Origin of the sequence: Brevibacillus sp. BD137, from assembly GCF_041644655.1 — a bacterium.
Classification (GTDB): Bacteria; Bacillota; Bacilli; order Brevibacillales; family Brevibacillaceae; genus Brevibacillus; species Brevibacillus brevis_D.
This window is the reverse complement of the sequence record NZ_JAOTNO010000001.1, coordinates 553,388-573,017: the sequence shown is the minus strand read 5'-3', so window position 1 is coordinate 573,017 and position 19,630 is coordinate 553,388. Positions and strand designations below refer to the sequence as shown.

The window sequence follows — 19,630 nt, the reverse complement described above, 5'->3', positions numbered from 1 at the left end:
ATCCTATTCCATGGATGACTCAGGTATGCGTTGTGTAAGCCGATCATACAGGACTCTACCATTTTCATCCAAGAAATGATAGGATAGAGAAAAGGGGAACAAATGATCGGAGGGCTTCGCGTGTTACCAACGAATGTTATCTGGAAACCGACGACAGGTGTCGGATATGAGCACTTGAGAATACGGGAGGGGTCGAACAGAATCCACGTAAATAGCATAGTGATCGGGAGGATGGATGACGCTACCCTTACCAGAATCCAATATGAAATGGTCCTGGATTCAAATTGGGCCACACGAGAGGTTTCTCTGGCGATTGTAGGTGAAGAAGGAGCTTTGCATTTCTCATCGGATGGCAAGGGAAATTGGACAAACGAGGTGGGTGAGCCCATTCCTGAGCTCGTTGGCTGTATCGATATCGATATTTCTTGTACACCTTTCACAAATACTCTGCCAATCCGGCGTTTGTCGTATTCTCCGGGGGAGCCACAGTCTATCCAGGTAGTCTATTTCTCAGCCCATGAGCTGACGTATAGACAAGTTCAGCAACAATATACGCTGCTAGAAAGCAAAGAGGACTCGTCTGTCTATCAATATCGGGCAGGAACATTCGTGGAAAACATCACGGTTGATACAAACGGGTTGGTTCTAAACTATCCAGACCTGTTTATACGTGAGCAGGTATAGGAAGAAGGAGGGATGGCTCCGCATGGCTGAAAGGTTTATTGCGGGTATACTGGCCAGCTTTTTATTTACGTTTGGGGCTGCACTTCTGTATTTTCAGGATCGATCCGCGGTTCTTTTCGTTGCGATGTTTACGTTCCCGACGGTGTTTCTGTTAGGGATTCCGCAATCTATCGTTATAGATTGGATCATGAAACGATTACCAAGGAACAAGGGAAGTCTCCTTTTCCTACTAGAAGCATTGCTGTACATCGTGGCTGGAATCATCGCAACTGTGATGCTTTTCTTCATCGTTATGCATACCTTTACGCTGCTTCCCAAGTTTTATGTCCTGGGCGTAGTAGCATCTTTGCTCTATTTTGTTAGCCTGCGCTTCTTAAGGCGTAAAAGGAAAGTCCTACATGTAGCGTAAGGAAAGGAGTAAGTGTCATGAATGAATGGGTACAAATCGTGTCAGGCAACATTTTGGAAGCTACGGAAAATATCATCGTGCAACAGGTTAACTGCATGGGCGTGATGGGAGCAGGGCTTGCCAAGCAAATAAGAGCCAAATATCCAAATGTTTATACGGAATACAAGCGGCATTGCGAGCAGTATGCGGATTCGCGTGGTGATCTCCTTGGACAAGTGTTGCTTTGCCAGGTCGGGGAAGGGAAGTACATTGCCAACCTTTTCGCACAGCTCGGTTATGGGAAAAAAGGAGTCTACACGAAATATGACATGCTGCAAAAAGGGTTGGAAGAAGTTCTCTCCCTCGCGAAAAAAGAAAATCTGACTATCGCCATACCATACGGGATCGGCTGCGGATTAGCAGGCGGGGACTGGGATGTGGTGAGTAAGCAGCTTGACGAGATTTTTACTGGTTATGGTGTGAAGCTGTACAAATTCCAAGCGGATTGACGCCAGAGTATCACATGCGCTATAGTAAAAAGAACCATATCTAGGGAGAGATGTTGATGTCGGCGGTCGTTCTTAACTAAAGCAATTCCATACAAAAGGTCTAGATTCAACCTTTGAAATTTTGCCATGTAGCAAAGTTTCTTTGTGTTGGGTGATAATCGGCCTTGGAATTAGTTAAGAACAACGGATATCATACAATGCCTTAGGTGAAAATCCTATCATTGCGCCCAAAATCCGTGCTGTGTTCAGCGCGGTTTTTTATTTGGTTGCGTTTTGTTTAGGTATCCCAAAAAAAGGGCGGAGAATGACATTTGTTCATTCTTCGCCCTTTTTTATTTTCCATAAAAAAGGAGAAATCAGCCATGAATGAAAAAGCATTACAGCGTCTCGAATACGACAAGATCAAAGAAAAGGTAATGGAATACGCCTTATCGTACGCAGGGAAAAAGCATGTAGAACAAATGATGCCGATAGACTCTGCCAAAGTAGTGCGTAGTAAGCTGGACGAAACAGCAGAAGCCAAGAACATCCTGCAAAACGGAGCCAGTGTACCAATTCCCGCGCTGGAAGGGATGGAGAAGATCCTTGCCCTCTTGGGGACGGGATATGTCTTTGGCGTAAATGATTTTACAAATCTGTACTTGTTCCTAACAAGTTGCTCACAACTAATGAAGTACATGGCGACAAAAGCACAATTGGCGCCACGGGTAAGCACCTATGCAGCATCGATGTACGACTCCACAAAATTGAGGAACGAAATCGAACAATGCATCCGTCATGGGCAAGTTGTCGACTCGGCCAGCAAAGACTTGTTGAAGGTGCGTAAACGCATTGTCGTATTTGAAGAGCGCCTGAAAAGACAACTGGATTCGATCGTGAACAAATATCGTTCGATCATGCAAGAAAATGTGATTAGTACACGCAATGGACGGTATGTCATCCCCATCAAAAAAGAACATCGCAAGCAAGTGGCTGGCAGTGTCTTAGATGAATCAGCGAGCGGTCAAACCGTCTATATGGAACCGACGGAGATTAGCACCGTACAGTTCGAGCTGACAGCACTCAAGGCAGAGGAAGAACGTGAAGTAACAAAAGTTCTGATGCAATTGTCCGCGTTCGCAGAAGAATACACCCATGAACTCACCGTGAATGTCGAGACCGTTGGAATGTATGACTTCCTTTTCGCAAAAGCGAAGTACGCATTGGCAATCGGAGGCGCGAATGTCGAACTAAACGAAAAAGGGATCCTCGATGTCAAGGAAGCACGGCATCCGCTACTCGGCCCGAAAATGGTGCCGCTGCATATGAAGATTGGTCGAGAGTACAAATCGCTGATTATTACAGGTCCCAATACAGGCGGAAAAACATTGACGTTAAAAACGATCGGACTGTTAACCATGATGGTACAGTCGGGTTTGCTCGTACCCGTACAGGAAGGCAGTCATTTCTCCATTTTCCGCAACATCGCGGTAGATATTGGAGATGGGCAGAGCATCGAGCAAGCGTTAAGTACGTTTTCGGCGCATATTCATAACGTCCTGGAAATCTTAAAGATTACCGACGCCTCGACTCTCGTCTTGATTGATGAGATGGCAACGGGTACAGATCCAGGAGAAGGAGTCGCCTTGTCGATTGCGATTTTGGAAGAGCTGCATCGAAGAGGTGCGACGGTGATCGTGAATACACATTTTAACGAAATCAAAAATTTCGCCTCCGCAACTGCCGGGTTTCAAAATGCACGAATGGAATTTGACGAGGAGACCTTACAGCCACTATATCGCTTGCGAATCGGAGAAGCTGGACAGAGCTACGCATTCCTGATCGCATTGAAGCTGGGTATCCCGTCTGAGATGATTCAGCGTTCTCGGGAAATTACTCGGAATGGGTTCATGACGACGACTACCACTATGGAAAGGCTGGAACAATACCAAGACGTCAAGCAGGAAGTGGATGAGGCTCCAAGCTATGTGGAGACACGAGTAATAGAAAAGTCAGAAGAAGTGGAAGTAGAGGTGGAAGAGGAAAGACGAGAGGAGCTTCCACAGGAGATATCAGAAAACGCAGGCACACCAGCCTCGCCAAAGCGTGACAAACCATTTGCGGTTGGTGATTGTGTATTCATCTCCTATCTGGGGAGAATCGGCATCGTGTTTAGTGCGGAGGACTCCAAAGGTATCGTTGGTGTCATGATTCAAAATCAGAAATATAAAATCAACAAAAAGCGCCTCGTCTTGCATATTGAGGGCAAAGAGCTGTATCCGGCGGATTATGACATGGACATCGTTTTCGAGACAAAAGAGAACCGGAAGAAACGTAAAATGATGAGTCGCAAGCATGTCGAAGGATTATCGATCGAGACGAAGCGGGAGGAGTGACGAGTATGGGCAAAAAGCCGATTTTCTCTAAGAGAGAATCGGCTTTTTTGATGTTGAAGTTGCTGAACAGAGCGAATAGGCTATTTGGCTGTATGGCTAATCGTTATTTGTTTACTTACAAGCACCATCATGATCGCCAATAGCAAGAAGTAGATAGGCATGGTGACCAGCGAGCCGTTATGAAAATAACTCATGCCACTCGTGATGAGACTGACGATGAGATAGTAGCCCAAACCAAAAATAGCGCCAGCAGTTCCGAGTACATCACCGTAGTGGACAAGAGCTAAACTCAGGCAGTTTGGAATCGCGATCCCAATCCCCAGCAAAAGGGTAAAGAGAGAGGCTACCATGATCACCATCGAGACAACGGAAGGACTCGCGCCATACAAAGTGAAGCTTGTAAGGCATACTGCCCCAAACGTCGTTACCAGCGAGCCGATTAAAATTAGGCTCTCAGCCGGGTATTTGGTTAGCAGTTTTTTCGAGAGCATTGCCCCGATCACAGAGGCCAAAGCTACGAAAATACCCAATAACCCAAACAGACCAGGCGTCATGCCGAAAAAACCAATGAAAATAAATGGCGCTTCGGCATAGTAACTGAACAACATGCCATTTGTCGCCCCGATTAAGAAGCCAAAAGCCCAAATCCTTTTGTCCGTAAAAAGGCGTTTGGCTACAGCTAGCGTGCTTATCTTTGAAGCAGTAGACGTTTTGGTCTCAGGCAACGATACAAATGTGTAAGCAAAAATCACTACGCTCATTGCGATCAGCGTGAAGAAGACAGCCTGATAGCCAAAGGATTGATCCACCCAACCACCGATTAAAGGGCCAATTGCAGGCGTAAAAGCGAGAGCAGCGGAAATCTGAGCAAAAACAGCATGCCGCGTGGTGGTATCGGTACTCTCTCGTAGGATGGTTTGGGTTACCACCGATCCTGTACTCGCACCGAAAGCTTGGATGAACCGACTCCATAACAACCAGTCAGCCGAATCGGAGAGGTAGCAACCCAAGCTGCCAAGTCCGTAAACGAAAATTCCCCAGAGCATGGCAGGGCGTCGACCGATAGAGTCAGAGAGTCTTCCCCAGCAAAATACACCCAAGGCAAAGCCGAGGAAGTAAATACTGAGTGTCAGTTGGATCATATTGTTACTGGCATGTAGGCTATTGGCGATATCAGGTAACGAAGGTGTGTAGATCGTTTCGCTAATTTGCGGAAAACCCACCAGAATAATCAACAGTAGTAAAGATGGTGTTGAGATTTTTCTATTCACTTGTACATTCCCCCTATATTCCGAAAATCTCAAACAGCGTAGGAGGGAGATTACGGGATAGGGGGTTTACATTTTATCAATCGGGAAAATGAGAGCATATTGTCACCTTACATAATGAATAGGGGGAAATTTTTCAATAGAATAGCATTCATTGGGAATCGGTGACAAGTCATTTTCGTCTGGTGGTTTACTCACACTTTTCTCTTTTCCCACGCTGTAGGGCTGTACGGAAGCTGCTTCCACAGCCGCAGGTTGCAATTGCATGGGGGTTTTGGATCGTAAATCCACCCATCATTCCTGTTTCTTTGTAATCGATTTCGACGCCAGCGACATACGGATAGCTTTCCGGATTGACGACCAGCTTCACACCATCCATATCAATTGTGGTGTCGCCTTCTTGATACGTATCATCAAAACCGAGTCCGTAGGTCATCCCGGAACAGCCTCCGTCCTTTACGCCAAAACGAATGAAGAGAGAAGAGCTTTCTTGTTCGAGCATATGTTGAAGGCGAGTGACGGCAGCTTCGCTTATGTGAATCATTGTGAGACCTCCCTTTTTTATGCTTACTGTTCTCCTGCGATTACAACCTCAGGTATAAGGTGAATGCCTGATTGGCTGTGAACCTTTTCCTGAATCTGCCTCATGAGTGTCCATACATCAAGTGCAGTCGCATTGCCAGTATTCATAATAAAATTGGCATGTTTGCTCGATACTTCCGCGCCTCCGTACCGCATGCCCTTAAGACCAGCATCTTCAATGAGCTTTGCCGCAAAATGGCCCGGAGGATTTCTGAATACACTACCCGCACAGTCGAACGGCAGAGGCTGTGTTTGTAAACGTTTTTCTTTATAGCGGTTCCATTGGAGCTTGATGCTTTCGCTGTCGCGCATAGTCAGCTCAAAAACGGCTTCCGTGATAATCGCATTAGCATCTTGCAAGGAAGAGTGGCGATAAGAAAAATCCAAATCTACGTCACGCAAGGAGCGAATGGCTCCCGTTTGCGTGATCACTTCAGCTGAATGGAAAATGTCCGATATATCCGATCCGTTCGCGCCTGCATTCATATACACGGCTCCGCCGACAGACCCTGGTATTCCACCTGCGAACTCCAAGCCACTGAGCCTGTGCTTGTTTGCCAATGCTGCAAGCTTGATCAAGGAGTAGCCAGCCCCTGCGTAAATCTGATTTCCCACGATTCGGGCATAGTCCAAAGCTTTGTTTAATTTGATGACCGCGCCACGATACCCCTTGTCTGTGACTAAAAGGTTGGAGCCCTTTCCCATCACCATCCATGGAACATGATGTTCATTCAGGATTTGTAGGACCATGATCAGTTGGGATTTGCTGCTCGGTGTAATCAGTAAATCCGCAGGTCCGCCAATTTTCCAGGTAGTATGTGCCGCTAAAGGCTCCTGATAAGTCACTTCGACCTGTCGTTCACGGAGAAGGGAGAATACAGGTTTCATTTGTTTCACCTATCCTTCTTGGAAAAAAACACCTTGCACTACAATCACAGTATAGGAATTATTTTATATATATTCAACTAAAATGTTTAATAAATTGCAGTTGCGTAGGCTTCGCGATGAACAAAGAATGTCACTTTATAAACATGTTTATTGAATTAGTTATACAAAGGACATATACTGTGAGCGTATCGTTCTTTTCCAAATAAAGGGGCGAAGAGAAAATGGAGAGATATAGACACCTATCCACACGTGAATACATTCTTTTGCTGCTGAAAAGGGAAGGGGAGCTCAGCACAAAGGATTTGCAAAACAGGCTGGAGCTCACAAAGGTAGCTGTCAGCAGACAAATGATCTACTTGGAAAAAGACGGTTTTGTTGTGTGCAGAGTAGGTCGTCAAAAAGCAGGCAGACCAATGCACTACTACTCGTTGACACAGCAAGGTAACGAACAATTTCCGAATGATTACGGGCAATTAGCCGTGGATTTGATGGAGCATATCGTGCTGGCAGACGGGGAAGACCGCGTGGATCAATTTTTTGCAAGACAGCAAGAGAAGATTATCCAGAAATACGAGGGACAAATGGAAGGGAAAACGCTATCTGAAAAGGTGGCAGAGATGGCGCGCATCCAAGATGACAACGGATTTATGGCGAGATGGGAACAGGTCAGTGATGAGGAATATATGATTACACAGTACAATTGTCCCTATTTTAAAGTAGCAGATCGGTATCAGATGATTTGTGCAAGAGAGCTTGCTTGTTACCGAGAGTTACTCCAAACGAGCGTAGAACGGACGGAATGCGTGGCAATCGGCGGAAAGAGATGTGTCTATCAGATTCGTGATACGCAATCGTAGCTGTAAGCATTATCACGGCAGATGAAACGACAAAGGGGAGGGAACGAAAATAATGACCAACGCGAATCCATGGGATGCTGACTGGGAAGTATCTGAACCATTGGTACGCGCACTCATCCTCCGTCAGTTTCCGCAGCTCTCCTCTATGCCCATCAAGCTGATCGGCTGTGGTTGGGATAATATGGTCTTTCGAGTGGGGGACGATTTTGTTTTCCGTTCTCCCAGGCGGAAAGTCGCTGTGGAATTGATCAAAAAGGAAGGGATGCTGCTGCCAATGCTTGCGGCATTCCTGACGATACCGTATCCGAAGCCAGTTTTTTATGGGGAACCAACCACCGACTACCCATTCCCTTTTTTGGGGTACACGTATCTTCCAGGAACGTTTCCAAAGGGCTTGACCGACGAGCAGCGTGCTTCATCGGCAGTGGCCCTTGCGACGTTTTTAAAAAGCTTACATGCGTTTCCGCCCCAGCGTGCCCGCGAGAACGGGATCGAGCAAGATCATAGGAACCTCCTGGACATTGCACAGAGAAAAGCAAAAATACAGACGTTCTTGTCTACCTTGGCTGTACATATTTCTGGAGAAGATCGGGATGCGATCGCCAATTATTTAGGACAAGTCGTGATAGACCGAATAAGTCCGCGTGAAGTGCTGCTGCACGGAGACCTCCATGTGAAAAATATGCTGGTAGATGAAGCCGGGCAGATATCAGGCATCATTGACTGGGGAGATCTCAATGTGGGGCATCCAGGAGCGGATTTAAATGTGGTCTACAGTTTTTTACCGCCACATGCCCGCCAATCGTTTTTCCAGGTGTATGGAGAAGTGGATGAAGAGACAAAAATATTGGCCAGGATGATGGCGGTGTACATTCCGATGCTGCTTTGGATGCAAGCCATTGATCATAAGGATGAGATAGTAGCAGAGGAAGCAAAAATGACGATACGGCGAGCACTCGCTGACGAATAGGGCATCAGTAAACGATTTCGGGGGAAAAGCGGCTTACGCTCATCCCCCGATGTTCTTATCCGATTCCTAACTCTTCCATTTTTCGATACAGGGTACTTCGCGCAATACCTAGCTTTTTGGCAGCGGCGCTGATAGATGGAGCTTCTGTGATGGCTTGCTGGATTGTCTGTCGCTCTAATTCGCGCAATAATGGCAAAGGTTCGCTGGGTGCTTCTTGCAGACCATATTGCTGCTGCCATTCGCTCGGGAGATGGTGAGAGGTGACCCACGAATCACCGTACGCATGTAAAAATGCTCGCTCCACGATATTGCGCAGCTCACGAATATTTCCGGGCCATGAGTGCTGTTGCAAGATCGACATGGCAGATTGACAGATACCTGTCGGACCGCCAGCGTATTGGGTATGAAGCTGCTGGAGGAACTCGTTAGCCAAGGCTGCAATGTCTTCTTTGCGTTCGCGCAGAGGAGGGATGCGTATTTGCAGGATATTTAGCCGGTAGTAAAGGTCTGCACGAAACAGACCATTCTGTACATCTTCTTCAATGGAACGATTGGTGGCAGCGATCACACGAATGTCCAAGGGCTTTTCTTCGTGGGAACCCAACCTCGTCACTTTGCGTTCTTCGAGTACCCGCAACAAAAGCACTTGAAGCTCCAAGCTCATTTCCCCGATTTCATCGAGAAATAGCGTTCCTCCATTTGCCGCTTCAAATTTTCCTGGCTGTCCTCCTTTTTTTGCTCCCGTAAAAGCTCCTTCTGCGTATCCAAATAGCTCACTGGCGATCAGTTCGCGTGGAAGTGCTGCGATATTGACTGCAAGAAAAGGGCCGTCTTTTCGTGAACTGGAGGAATGGATGGCTCGCGCCAGGACTTCTTTGCCACAGCCTGTTTCTCCGAGCAATAACGTATTCGATAACGACTGTGCAGCAATACGTGCTGTATGCAGTTGAGCTTGATAGAGGGGGCTATTCGTATGTATCTCTGAAAACGAATAGCTGCTAGTAGTCTTTGACAAGATTGACGTACTTGGGCGAATCAAAAAGAGCCGATACCACGTCTTTTCCCCCAGATCGAGTTCCTCTACATACCAATTGCGTAAGCGTTCTTGTTCCCAATCCGCCTCGAGCACAAGGCCTTCCACTAACGAAAAGCGTTCCTTTGCCCGCTTGTTAGCAAAAAGTACGCTGCGCTCGTCACTGAGTGCGATGAGGCATTCTTGGCTATTTTCCGCCCATGCGAAAAGAAGACTCTTCCAATTGGGAACAGAATGAGATGCATGTCTGAGGGCTGGAATCGCATGATCAGTTTGTAGCAAATGGATAAGCGCGTCCTTGATCAGAGAAAATTCGTAGGGTGAGAGCTTCGTGGTGGCCTGTAATTGCTGGTAGAGAGAATGAAAGACAGCATGAGAGATCGCGCGATGTTGGGAACGCTCGATTGCGGAGGAAGAATCGAAAGAAGAGAGAAGCATGCCGGCTTCAAAAATCGTTCTCGCACCCTTTCTTGGTTATAGTTTGTTTGTTCGATCGTGGGACAGGTGTCCGACAAGGAAGCGTGAAACAAACGACACACAAAGACGAAAGCGATACAAGAGAAGAGGGAGTTTTCTGGTCAAGGGCAGATCAACTGCATGACCTGTTTTGCGACAAGCTCTTTGTCATAAGTATACAGGAGAAAATAGCCAAAAGAATCGGTACGATTAAATTTTTATCGGGGCCAGCAAGCATTGGCATGTCTTTTGCTTCTTTTTGTGTATGTACGCATATGTCATTTCGAACAAGTGAGGGGGAAGCAGCATGCCAGAAGTTTTATTTCGAGTTGACTTGAACAAACCGATGGAGGAGCAGGATACACCTGGTCACAACAGATGGCATCCAGACATTCCAGCAACCGTTTCCGTGAATCCGGGAGCTGTTTTTCGCATGGAATGTAAGGACTGGACGGACGGGCAGATCGCGAACAACGATGACCCTTCCGACATTCGCGATGTGAACCTCAATCGCGTCCATGTACTTAGTGGACCTGTCTGGGTGAATGGAGCAGAGCCAGGGGACCTCTTGGTTGTCGATATTCTCGATATCGGGGCACTTTCCCAATCGGAATGGGGCTTTAACGGGATTTTCGCCAAAGAAAACGGCGGGAGCTTCCTCGTTGATCATTATTCACAAGCGGCCAAGTCGATCTGGGACTTCCACGGCATTTACACGACCTCCCGCCATTTGCCAGGAGTCAAATTTGCTGGCATTCTTCATCCAGGCTTGATTGGTACCGCACCTTCCCACCAGCTATTGGATCGCTGGAACCGAAGAGAGAGCGACCTTGTAGCGACAAATCCTGAACGAATGCCGCCCCTTGCAAATTTGCCGACCCCGCACAGTGCCGTGTTGGGTAGTTTAAAAGGAGCGGAGTTTGATCGGATTGCCAGAGAAGCGGCTCGGACTGTCCCCCCTCGCGAGCATGGCGGAAACTGCGATATCAAAAACTTGTCCAAAGGCACTCGTATTTACTTCCCGGTTTATGTAAATGGGGCGAAGCTGTCCATGGGCGATTTGCATTTTTCACAAGGAGACGGAGAAGTGACCTTCTGTGGCGGAATTGAAATGGCAGGTTGGCTGGATCTTCATGTGGACATCATCAAGGGCGGGATGGCGAAGTATAACATTGTGAACAACCCTGTATTCAAGCCGGGTCCAGTAGAGCCTCGCTATACAGAATACCTCGTTTTCGAAGGGATTTCCGTCCACGAGACGACAGGCCAGCAGTTGTACATGGATGCGCATGTGGCTTACCGCAATGCTTGCCTGAATGCTATCGAGTATTTGAAAACAGCGATGGGCTTCACGGGGGAGCAGGCGTACATGCTACTGGGAACAGCGCCGGTGGAGGGAAGAATTGCGGGAATCGTCGATATTCCGAATGCGTGCTGCACCTTGTCTATCCCGACAAGCATTTTTGATCGAGATATTTTGCCGAAGTAGCCAAGACAAAGACCGCGAAAGAAGGAGCCAAATACGATGCCGAGATACGATTACATGTGCGAGGATTGTGGCCCATTTGTACTGTGGCTGAAGATGAGCGAGCTGACAGAGAGCGTTACTTGCCCCGATTGCCAATTATCCTCAAAACGTTTGTATGCTGCACCAGGATTGATCATGACACCGCAAGCGCTACGACAACGTATTGAGCGTGGTGTGGAACCAAAAGTGGTACGGAAGCATTCGCATTCCCATGAAGGAGCAGGGTGCAGCCATAGTCACGGTAGCCAGACACATCGGGGACATTCTCACAGTCGTGGGGGCAAACGCCCTTGGATGGTAGGGCATTAAACGCCCCTTTGCCATGCTATTACCGCAGATATCCGCCGTTGTTGATGTCAAAAGTCGCTCCGGTGTAGTGTTTGGACTTCTCCGATAACAGGAAAACGACGGTATCTGCCACGTCCGCTGGCATTACAGGGCTGTCGATGAGGCCGTGAGCGAGATATTCTGCCCGACGCCATTCTGGAATGGTGTCCATCATCGGTGTAGCAACCATGGTGGGTGCTACCGCATTGACCCGGATGTAGGGAGCGAAGTTCATTGCGCAGCTTTTAGTCAAGCCGAGAATTGCCGCCTTCGAGGTTCCATAGACTGCATCCGAGCTGCCCTCGATTCCGGATACAGAGGACAGGTTGACGATCGTTCCTCGTTTTTGGGCAGGAAAAAGGAGCTTTCCGAACATCTGTGAGAAATAAATGCTACCTTTTACGTTAATCGCGAGTACTTTTTCAATTGTGTCGAGGTCGTAGTCCAGAATGTTTTTCGCCAGGTAAATGCCTGCGTTATTGACGAGACTGGTACAATCCGCATGCTCTGCCTCGATATGCGCAAAAAAAGCCGCGACCTCCTCATATTTGCTAACATCCACACAATACGTATGTAGTCTTTCTGCTCGATCCATCTCTTCTTCCAGTGCCAGCAAAGCTTCCTGATTGAGGTCACACGCGATGACAGCGGCTCCTTCTTGCAAGCAGTGCATCACTACGGCTTTCCCGATCCCAGAAGCTGCTCCTGTTACGATTACTTTTTGATTGCTCAGCATACCTGTACCTCTTTCTGTTTGTGTTTTAGTAGAAACATAGGTAGAAAATATGAGATGCTTTGTTAAAATATACGATCATTTAGAAATATTTGTCTACAAAGAGTGTCATGTGAATAGCTTACGTGGAAAGAGAAAACGTCGAGTGGTCATCTTGATGATCGTTTGGCGTTTTTTTTGCTTTTTCTCACTCAAGTGTAATTGCAGTTTTGCCAAGTCTCTCGTACAATTGGTGAGAATTGTTATCAATTGCTGCATCATGATTCAAGAGGAGTTATTTATGAGAAAAACAGACACATATAGTGATCCGAATGTCATCACAGTAAATGATGTGCAAGTTTTGTCCATTTCAAAAGAATGGAAGCTTGTAGAAGCGAGAGATAGAAGCGAACAAATAATCATTTTGGTAATAGAGGGCAGGGCGTCGTTTCGGTTGGATAAGACAGGAGGGATGCTTAACCAAGGAGATTGCATGGTTATATCTCCAGAGGATATGCAGGAAGGGCTCGCCCTTTTGCCCATTACGGAGAACATCTATGTTTGTTACGTGTCGCTTTTTGCTGCTCATGCCAGAAAAGAAAGGGATGGATGGCTCATTAACGAAGTGATGCTACCGATCCAGGGGAAGCACCATATCGAAACAATCTCCTTGATTCACCATCATATCGAACAATTGCATCTGGCATGGCGAAAAGATCACTTCGATCAGGTAACCATGCAGATTCTTTTTTGGAAGCTATGGCAAGCGATTATGGCTGGAATTACGCTGCAAGAGAAAAAAACAGATCGTCAGCAACTTCTTCAAGGGATCGCAGAGCATATGGAGCAGCATAGTGAGGAGACTTTTCAGATCGAGGAGATGGCTCGCTACTCAGGAATGACACCGACCCTTTTCTATCAGCAGTTTAAGGAGTACACCTCGCTCACTCCCTTGCAATTCATCAATCGGAAACGAATGGAGAAGGCTTGTCAGCTTCTGGTGGCGGAGGACGTGATGATTCCTGAGGTAGCTAATGAAGTGGGCTATGGAGATGTGTACTATTTCAGTCGGATGTTTAAAAAGATCGTTGGCGTTCCCCCTTATCGCTTCAAGAAATCGTTACAAAAGAAAATCGCCGTACTCCATCCAGCAATCATCGGTGATCTGCTTGCATTGGGGGTTTCAATCCAACATCTGATTCCTGTTTGGGAAAAGCATCGGCAAAAGAGGCCGTACTCCCAGATGGAAACAGCCACACTGGAATTTGACTTGTACCGTCTGCGCCAGATGGAGCCGGATTTGATTGTCGGTACAGATCAGGTTGCACCTTGGCTTGAACAATTGGAAGCCATTGCACCGACACAGCTCATTCCTTTCAAAACAACGACCTGGCGGGATCATTTGCAGCAGATAGCTACCATGCTGGGAATTGCAGAAGTGGCGACGAGTTGGCTCTATTATTATGATCTGAAAGCAGTTGCAGCCCGCGAGCGTATCCGCAAAAAAATTGGGAATGAAACTGTTATGGCAGTGAGGGCTTGGGATGGGGGAGCCCGTATATTTGGTGCGAGAAGGCGGAAAATTTCCGATATTTTATACGGTGACCTACAGATGAGACCGCCAGTGGGAACAGATCATTTTGCCTTTCTGGATATCGCGAGTCTGGATGAGCTTCAAGATTTTCAGGCTGATCATATTCTGCTTTTCGACGAAAGGAAAATTCGAACGGATGTACGCAAGCATCGTTTGAAAGGGAATGTACATCGAGCTGGGGTATATCCTTGGCTGCATTATTCCGCACTCGGCCATGAGCAGGCCATATCAGAGGCGCTCACGCATCTTGCAGAGTCACAGGAATGTACAAAAAAGGAATCAGGTTCTTCAATTTTCTTGCGTCCACAAGTTTGTGATAATGATTGAGAATGAGTATCACTATTATTGGAGGGAACGAGATGGAGTCATCATTGTATCCGATTGCACAAGCGATCCGTGACCGCAGAACCATAAAGAAATTCAAAGCAGACCCGATTCCACTGGAATTGATTCGTGAGTTGTTGGATGTAGCTGTCTGGGCGCCTAACCATGGACTACGTGAGCCTTGGCGATTCGTCCTTTATATGGAAGAAGGAAAGCGGGTTGTCGTCGATGCCATTCTTCAAAACGCCATGAAAAAAAGAGATCCAGAATTGCTTTTACGCGTCCCGGCATATCTTTTGGTTATCGTAAATGAAGACTCTCGGCAAAGAGAACGGGAAGAGGACTATGCGGCAGCCTGCACGTTGATTCAAAACTTTCAGCTAGCGGCGTGGGAGCGGGGGTTGGGCGTCGTTTGGAAAACGGAACCGTTCACGTATCAAGTAGGATTTTTGCAAGCGGTAGGGGTACGTGCGGAGGAAAAGCTCGTAGGAATGCTTCAGCTTGGCTTTCCGGAGGTCATACCGGAAGCACGAGCGAGAACGGCTGCAAACGACAAGCTGACCGTGATTCATTCGAACGTTGCTTTGGAGGATAAGAAGGGAAATGTCACTGTCACAGCCGATCACTAAAAATACTTCGCTTCGAACCAGGCCGTGGATGGCGACCGTGTTGATTGTTGCGGGGATCTGCGGCATCTTGTTCGGGCTAGGTTCATCCATTATCACAGGAGTGGCTAACATCTCGTTTGCCACCGTTTGGAACTCGATTTTTCATTATGATTCTAGCAACGAGCATCACGTCATTATTCAATCACTGCGAATGCCACGTGCCTTGGCAGGAGCGCTGGTAGGAGCTGCTTTTGCCGTAGCGGGAGCCATCATGCAAGGGGTTACGAGAAATCCGATTGCGGATACGGGCTTGATGGGCATTAATGCAGGGGCTGGATTCGTACTTGTACTCGTTTTTGCTTTTGCGCCAGGACTCCCTTTTGAGTCTATTGTTCTCTTTTCTTTTATAGGAGCGGGTCTGGGAGTAGGACTTGTATATGGACTGGCCTATTTTTCCAAAAACGGTTTGACACCTTTACGGCTCGCGTTGGCGGGGGCAGTCGTTAGCTCTATCCTATCAGGGATTAGTCAGGCGATATCCCTCCTCTTTCAGATCAACTACGATCTGGCATTCTGGTCAGCAGGGGGGATCTCTACAGCGGAGTGGTTTCAAGTATCCGTCATGATGCCCTGGATTGTGGGAGGAATCATTGTGGCCATGATCCTGTCTCGCTCCATTACCATTTTGAGTCTGGGAGAAGAGATTGCAGCGGGACTCGGACAAAAGACCAGACTGGTGAAGGGTTTGGCGGCGGTTGTCGTCATGGTGCTGGCAGGTGCTTCAGTCTCAACGGTTGGCGGTGTCGGATTTGTCGGTCTTGTCGTCCCACACATCGTCCGTTTTCTGGTCGGGGTTGATTACCGCTGGATCATTCCTTGTTCGGCAGTCATGGGAGGCGTTTTGGTTGTTTTTGCAGACATCGGAGCCAAAATGATAGCGATGCCCTACGAAACACCGCTTGGCGCCATTATCGCTGTCATCGGGGTCCCCTTCTTCCTGTACCTGGCACGTAAGGAAAGGAGGGAGTGGTAGTGGACATCGATCACTTTTCTCACAAAAGAAAAAGCCGTAGTGTCCGACTGATCCTTCTTTTCGCAGTACTTTTGCTTGTCGGTTTTGTCCTGAGCTTGAACACGGGACCGTACAGTATTGGGCCCTTCGAGGTGTTGCAGACATTGCTCGGGGAGGGCTCGAAAAAGCAGAGTCTCGTGTTGTTTGAGCTGCGGCTTCCTCGTATGGTGATTGCGGTCATGATTGGGGCTGGGCTTGCTGTATCGGGGGCGATTTTGCAAGGAATCTCTCGCAATGGTCTGTCTGACCCAGGCATCCTTGGAATTAGTTCAGGTGCTGGACTGGCCGTACTATTGTTCGTCTCCTTATATCCCGCGACGAATATGGCTCCGCCTTTTTTGATGCCATTCCTCGCTCTCATAGGTGCCACTGCCACAGCGGTCATCATCTATCTGCTCGCATACAAGAAGGGGCATGGCATATCTCCTACCCGTCTCTTGCTTACAGGAATTGCAGTAGGGGCGGGACTTAGCGCCATCAGCATTATTTTGACACTTCAGTTGAATCCACGAAACCTCGAGTTTGTCGTCACTTGGCAAATGGGATCGTTGTGGGGGTCCAATTGGAAGTTTGTGCTGGCACTTTTGCCGTGGATGGTGATTCTGCTACCGTACGTGTACTGGAAGGCAAATGTGCTGAACCTGCTCAGTATGAACGAACATATTGCAGCAAGTCTGGGAGTATCTCTTCAACGGGAGCGACTGGCCTTGATGGCGGGAGCGGTTGGCTTGGCTGCGTCGAGTGTAGCGACAGGTGGAGGCATAGGCTTTATCGGTTTGCTTGGCCCGCATATCGCGCGCAGATTAGTCGGACCCCAGCATCAATACATGCTGCCCATTACGGCGCTCGTCGGTTCATTGCTCGTATTGGCCGGGGATACGATAGGGCGAAGCATCATGCCAGCTACAGAAGTACCAGCGGGTATTGTTATTTCCCTCATTGGGGGGCCTTATTTTTTGTATTTATTGATCCGGACAAAGGGGTAAGGCACGTTGAAATCAGGGGATGAAAAAAGGAGTTCAATCAATATGAAAAAGAAATTATCAGGCATTCTGTCCGTAATCTTAGCCACAGCCGTCGTAGCGGGTTGCGGAGCAGGGCAGTCGACTACAGACACAAACGCTACCAATAAAACGCAAAAGGTTGAGGCAGGAGCATCACAACCCGATACGAAAGGGACAGAGGCGGCTATGTATCCTCGAACCATCAAGCATGCGATGGGGGAAGTCACACTGGAGAAAAAGCCGGAGCGTGTCGCTTCTGTCGATATCATGGGAACCGATTACTTCCTCGTGCTAGATTTTGCTCCAATTGTATCGGAAGGCTTTGAGTCGACCAAAAGTAAGTCACCCATTTTTGCGAAGTATGCGGAAGGGAAAACGGTGAAGGATCTGGGTGGAAAAACGAATTTGGAGACTTTGTTGGAGATGGACCCTGAAGTTATTGTCATGACAAGCACCGGGAAAGGCTCCAGATTTGAAGAATTCAACAAAATGGCTGATTCCATCGTCATTGATTTCTCTGTGGATGCACCCACCCGCCTCATGAAAATAGCTGAAGTTATTGGCAAAGAAGATAAGGCGAAGCAAGTTTTGGCCGATTTTGATAAGCTGAAAAGCGAAGCAAAAGCAGTAGCAGACAAACATAAAGGAGAAACGGTGCTATTCCTTGTTTCCAATGGCAAGGATTTTACGGTGATGCATCCCAAAAACTTCCCGATTTACTATGAGGAAGTGGGACTAACGCCGATAGCAGGATTGCCCGAGGATGGAAAGATTGGGGGGCGTATCGGAATCGAGGCGTTGAGTGAGCTCGCTCCCGATCATATCTTTCTTGCTGAGAACCGCCGATCGGCAAAAGCAGAAGAGCCGGAAGGGTTGATTCATATCTGGAAGGATCATCCTGTCTGGAAAAACCTCAAAGCAGTGAAAAACAACCAGGTTTACAAGATGGATACACTCGCGGGCGATACGTTCTTCCTGGGAGAAATCGCTGGATTGGAAGCCATTAAGAACAATCTCGGGAAATAGAAATTCTCCCCGAGGTTCGTGACCATATAAGAAGCACCCTACAAGATTAGTAGAGTGCTTTTTTTCATTTCCGATTATCTGATTCCGTATAGGCAGAGGAGATAGCTTGTGTTGCTTGTGCCAATTGGATACGTGCTGGGTTTTTCATTTCCAAGGTCATAACGGACATGAAGACCGTATGCATCGTTACGAAAAAATAGATTCAAAAAAAGATGTTTTTCAACAGGGGTGATTCCACGAAAAATCGTTTCTCCTTCTCATATAAGAAAAAATAGAAAGTAGTTAGAAACGATATGTATTACACTGCCATTCACGCTCTCTTTCGTATGTCCTCGAGTCGGCTGTTGTCCTCTCGAGTGCTTTTATTATACGGAAAAAAGCGGAAAGCACGCAAAAGTGCGGATGCTTCATTTGCGTCGATTTACAGCCGGAATAGATCGTTTTTGCCAGTAGAAGACACTCGCTCTTTTTGTTAATCGCTGTGGCTCACCGGCAATCATGATTCGGTGAGAGGTCTTCTTTATTTTCTCATCCATTGCCCTTTTTATGAGTAAGGAGATCAAACAACCAGTCGAAAAAAGGAGCGAGATCCTATGAAAAAAGTAGTCATGACCACGATAGGAGCACCTTAAATTAAATAGAGGGTCGTTTTTTTTGTGCCAGGGCCTCTATAAATTCGATCGATTCTTGAACCGCAGGTATTTTTCGGACATTCTCTTCGGCAAACTGCTGAGCTTGCGGATAGTTCGTAGAAGCGATTAGTTTTGCAGCAGCTTCTACATCATAGGGTGTAAAGCGATGCTCATAGCTGTCACCATCAAGCAATAACCAGTATGCCCCCGGTTTGTCGGCATAAGGCATGCCCACACTTCCGGCATTGAGAATACGCAGATCGCTAAGGCGACGTTCAAATTGGATATGTGTATGACCACAGATGACTGTTCGTTGCTGCGTCCCCTCAAAGTAAGCGGCCACAATTGTATCCGGAGTGAGTGGGGTGAAAATATCTTCATCATTGGTGGGAATCGCGTGGCAGAATAGCACGTCCTCGAAATCTTCTCGATTTAACGTATAGGTAAGAGGGAGTTGCGCCAGAAAGTCACGATCAGAGCGGCTCAATTGCTCCGCAACCCATGACGTGATTTCTCGGACAGAATCGGATATTTCCAAGGTCTGAGCCTCTCCGTCAAATGTGAGAAGTACTTCACGCTCGCCATTACCACGGATGAATTGCACGGGTGTATTCAATTGGAAGAGCATTTCAAGTGTTTGGACGGGCATCGGGCCTGAGATCGTATCACCCCCGATGACAATAAGATCAGGCTTCACTGCTTCCAGTTCTACCAATACAGCCTGTAGTGCATGGGCATTCCCGTGAATGTCATACAGAGCTGCCACTTTCATCTCACATCGCCTCCCGTTCAT

Annotated in this window: 19 protein-coding genes; 13 read left to right on the top strand and 6 right to left on the bottom strand. The window is 47.5% G+C overall.

The window, feature by feature from the left end:
• Positions 1-120 precede the first annotated feature (120 nt).
• From ODZ53_RS03075 to ODZ53_RS03060, 4 genes are all read left to right on the top strand, one after another.
• Positions 121-684 (top strand): putative glycolipid-binding domain-containing protein, encoded by a 564-nt coding sequence (locus tag ODZ53_RS03075; protein WP_372675866.1) that lies wholly within the window; start codon positions 121-123, stop codon positions 682-684.
• A 22-nt stretch (positions 685-706) separates the two neighbouring features.
• Positions 707-1,093 (top strand): hypothetical protein, encoded by a 387-nt coding sequence (locus ODZ53_RS03070; RefSeq protein ID WP_372675865.1) that lies wholly within the window; start codon positions 707-709, stop codon positions 1,091-1,093.
• A 17-nt stretch (positions 1,094-1,110) separates the two neighbouring features.
• Positions 1,111-1,581: a macro domain-containing protein gene (locus ODZ53_RS03065; RefSeq protein WP_372675864.1), complete on the top strand. Its 471-nt coding sequence runs from the start codon at positions 1,111-1,113 to the stop codon at positions 1,579-1,581.
• Positions 1,582-1,943: 362 nt separating this feature from the next.
• The gene (locus tag ODZ53_RS03060) at positions 1,944-3,956 is read left to right on the top strand and encodes an endonuclease MutS2 (protein WP_372675863.1); all 2,013 of its coding nucleotides are present in this window, start codon (positions 1,944-1,946) and stop codon (positions 3,954-3,956) included.
• An 80-nt stretch (positions 3,957-4,036) separates the two neighbouring features.
• On the opposite strand, the gene ODZ53_RS03055 is transcribed toward ODZ53_RS03060, so the two are convergent.
• From ODZ53_RS03055 to murB, 3 genes are all read right to left on the bottom strand, one after another.
• Positions 4,037-5,227 (bottom strand): multidrug effflux MFS transporter, encoded by a 1,191-nt coding sequence (locus ODZ53_RS03055; RefSeq protein ID WP_372675862.1) that lies wholly within the window; start codon positions 5,225-5,227, stop codon positions 4,037-4,039.
• 187 nt (positions 5,228-5,414) lie between these two features.
• Positions 5,415-5,768: a HesB/IscA family protein gene (locus ODZ53_RS03050; RefSeq protein ID WP_372675861.1), complete on the bottom strand. Its 354-nt coding sequence runs from the start codon at positions 5,766-5,768 to the stop codon at positions 5,415-5,417.
• 23 nt (positions 5,769-5,791) lie between these two features.
• On the bottom strand, positions 5,792-6,694 hold the full coding sequence (gene murB, locus ODZ53_RS03045) for a UDP-N-acetylmuramate dehydrogenase (RefSeq protein WP_372675982.1): 903 nt from the start codon (positions 6,692-6,694) through the stop codon (positions 5,792-5,794).
• 221 nt (positions 6,695-6,915) lie between these two features.
• Between murB and ODZ53_RS03040 the strand changes: the two genes are divergently transcribed.
• Both ODZ53_RS03040 and ODZ53_RS03035 read left to right on the top strand, forming a co-directional pair.
• The gene (locus ODZ53_RS03040; RefSeq protein ID WP_372675860.1) at positions 6,916-7,551 is read left to right on the top strand and encodes a helix-turn-helix transcriptional regulator; all 636 of its coding nucleotides are present in this window, start codon (positions 6,916-6,918) and stop codon (positions 7,549-7,551) included.
• A 52-nt stretch (positions 7,552-7,603) separates the two neighbouring features.
• Positions 7,604-8,521, top strand: coding sequence for a phosphotransferase (locus ODZ53_RS03035; RefSeq protein ID WP_372675859.1), 918 nt, complete (start codon positions 7,604-7,606; stop codon positions 8,519-8,521).
• Positions 8,522-8,576: 55 nt separating this feature from the next.
• On the opposite strand, the gene ODZ53_RS03030 is transcribed toward ODZ53_RS03035, so the two are convergent.
• Positions 8,577-9,992 carry a sigma-54 interaction domain-containing protein gene (locus ODZ53_RS03030; protein WP_372675858.1) on the bottom strand — a complete coding sequence of 472 codons (1,416 nt, stop codon included), beginning with the start codon at positions 9,990-9,992 and terminating at the stop codon, positions 8,577-8,579.
• A 325-nt stretch (positions 9,993-10,317) separates the two neighbouring features.
• On the opposite strand from ODZ53_RS03030, the gene fmdA reads away from it, so the two are divergent.
• Entirely contained in the window at positions 10,318-11,499 is a 1,182-nt protein-coding gene (gene fmdA / locus ODZ53_RS03025; RefSeq protein WP_372675857.1) for a formamidase, read from the top strand.
• 36 nt (positions 11,500-11,535) lie between these two features.
• Positions 11,536-11,847: an FmdB family zinc ribbon protein gene (locus ODZ53_RS03020; RefSeq protein ID WP_372675856.1), complete on the top strand. Its 312-nt coding sequence runs from the start codon at positions 11,536-11,538 to the stop codon at positions 11,845-11,847.
• Between the two features lie 19 nt (positions 11,848-11,866).
• Here the strand turns inward: ODZ53_RS03020 and ODZ53_RS03015 are convergent, their stop codons facing one another.
• Positions 11,867-12,601, bottom strand: coding sequence for an SDR family NAD(P)-dependent oxidoreductase (locus tag ODZ53_RS03015; RefSeq protein ID WP_015892207.1), 735 nt, complete (start codon positions 12,599-12,601; stop codon positions 11,867-11,869).
• A gap of 277 nt (positions 12,602-12,878) precedes the next feature.
• On the opposite strand from ODZ53_RS03015, the gene ODZ53_RS03010 reads away from it, so the two are divergent.
• The 5 genes from ODZ53_RS03010 to ODZ53_RS02990 are packed head-to-tail and all read left to right on the top strand — an operon-like array spanning position 12,879 to position 18,205.
• Positions 12,879-14,498, top strand: coding sequence for an AraC family transcriptional regulator (locus ODZ53_RS03010; protein ID WP_372675855.1), 1,620 nt, complete (start codon positions 12,879-12,881; stop codon positions 14,496-14,498).
• Positions 14,499-14,530: 32 nt separating this feature from the next.
• Positions 14,531-15,124, top strand: a complete 594-nt coding sequence (locus ODZ53_RS03005) for a nitroreductase family protein (protein ID WP_372675854.1) — start codon at positions 14,531-14,533, stop codon at positions 15,122-15,124.
• Positions 15,099-16,136 carry a FecCD family ABC transporter permease gene (locus ODZ53_RS03000; RefSeq protein ID WP_372675853.1) on the top strand — a complete coding sequence of 346 codons (1,038 nt, stop codon included), beginning with the start codon at positions 15,099-15,101 and terminating at the stop codon, positions 16,134-16,136. Before ODZ53_RS03005 ends, ODZ53_RS03000 begins: the two co-directional genes overlap by 26 nt.
• Positions 16,136-17,161, top strand: a complete 1,026-nt coding sequence (locus ODZ53_RS02995; RefSeq protein ID WP_372675852.1) for a FecCD family ABC transporter permease — start codon at positions 16,136-16,138, stop codon at positions 17,159-17,161. Before ODZ53_RS03000 ends, ODZ53_RS02995 begins: the two co-directional genes overlap by 1 nt.
• A gap of 42 nt (positions 17,162-17,203) precedes the next feature.
• A complete protein-coding gene (locus tag ODZ53_RS02990) occupies positions 17,204-18,205 on the top strand; it encodes an ABC transporter substrate-binding protein (RefSeq protein WP_372675851.1) in 1,002 nt (333 codons plus the stop codon).
• A 633-nt stretch (positions 18,206-18,838) separates the two neighbouring features.
• Here ODZ53_RS02990 and ODZ53_RS02985 read toward each other — a convergent pair.
• Positions 18,839-19,609 carry a metallophosphoesterase family protein gene (locus ODZ53_RS02985; RefSeq protein ID WP_372675850.1) on the bottom strand — a complete coding sequence of 257 codons (771 nt, stop codon included), beginning with the start codon at positions 19,607-19,609 and terminating at the stop codon, positions 18,839-18,841.
• Positions 19,610-19,630: the final 21 nt, after the last annotated feature.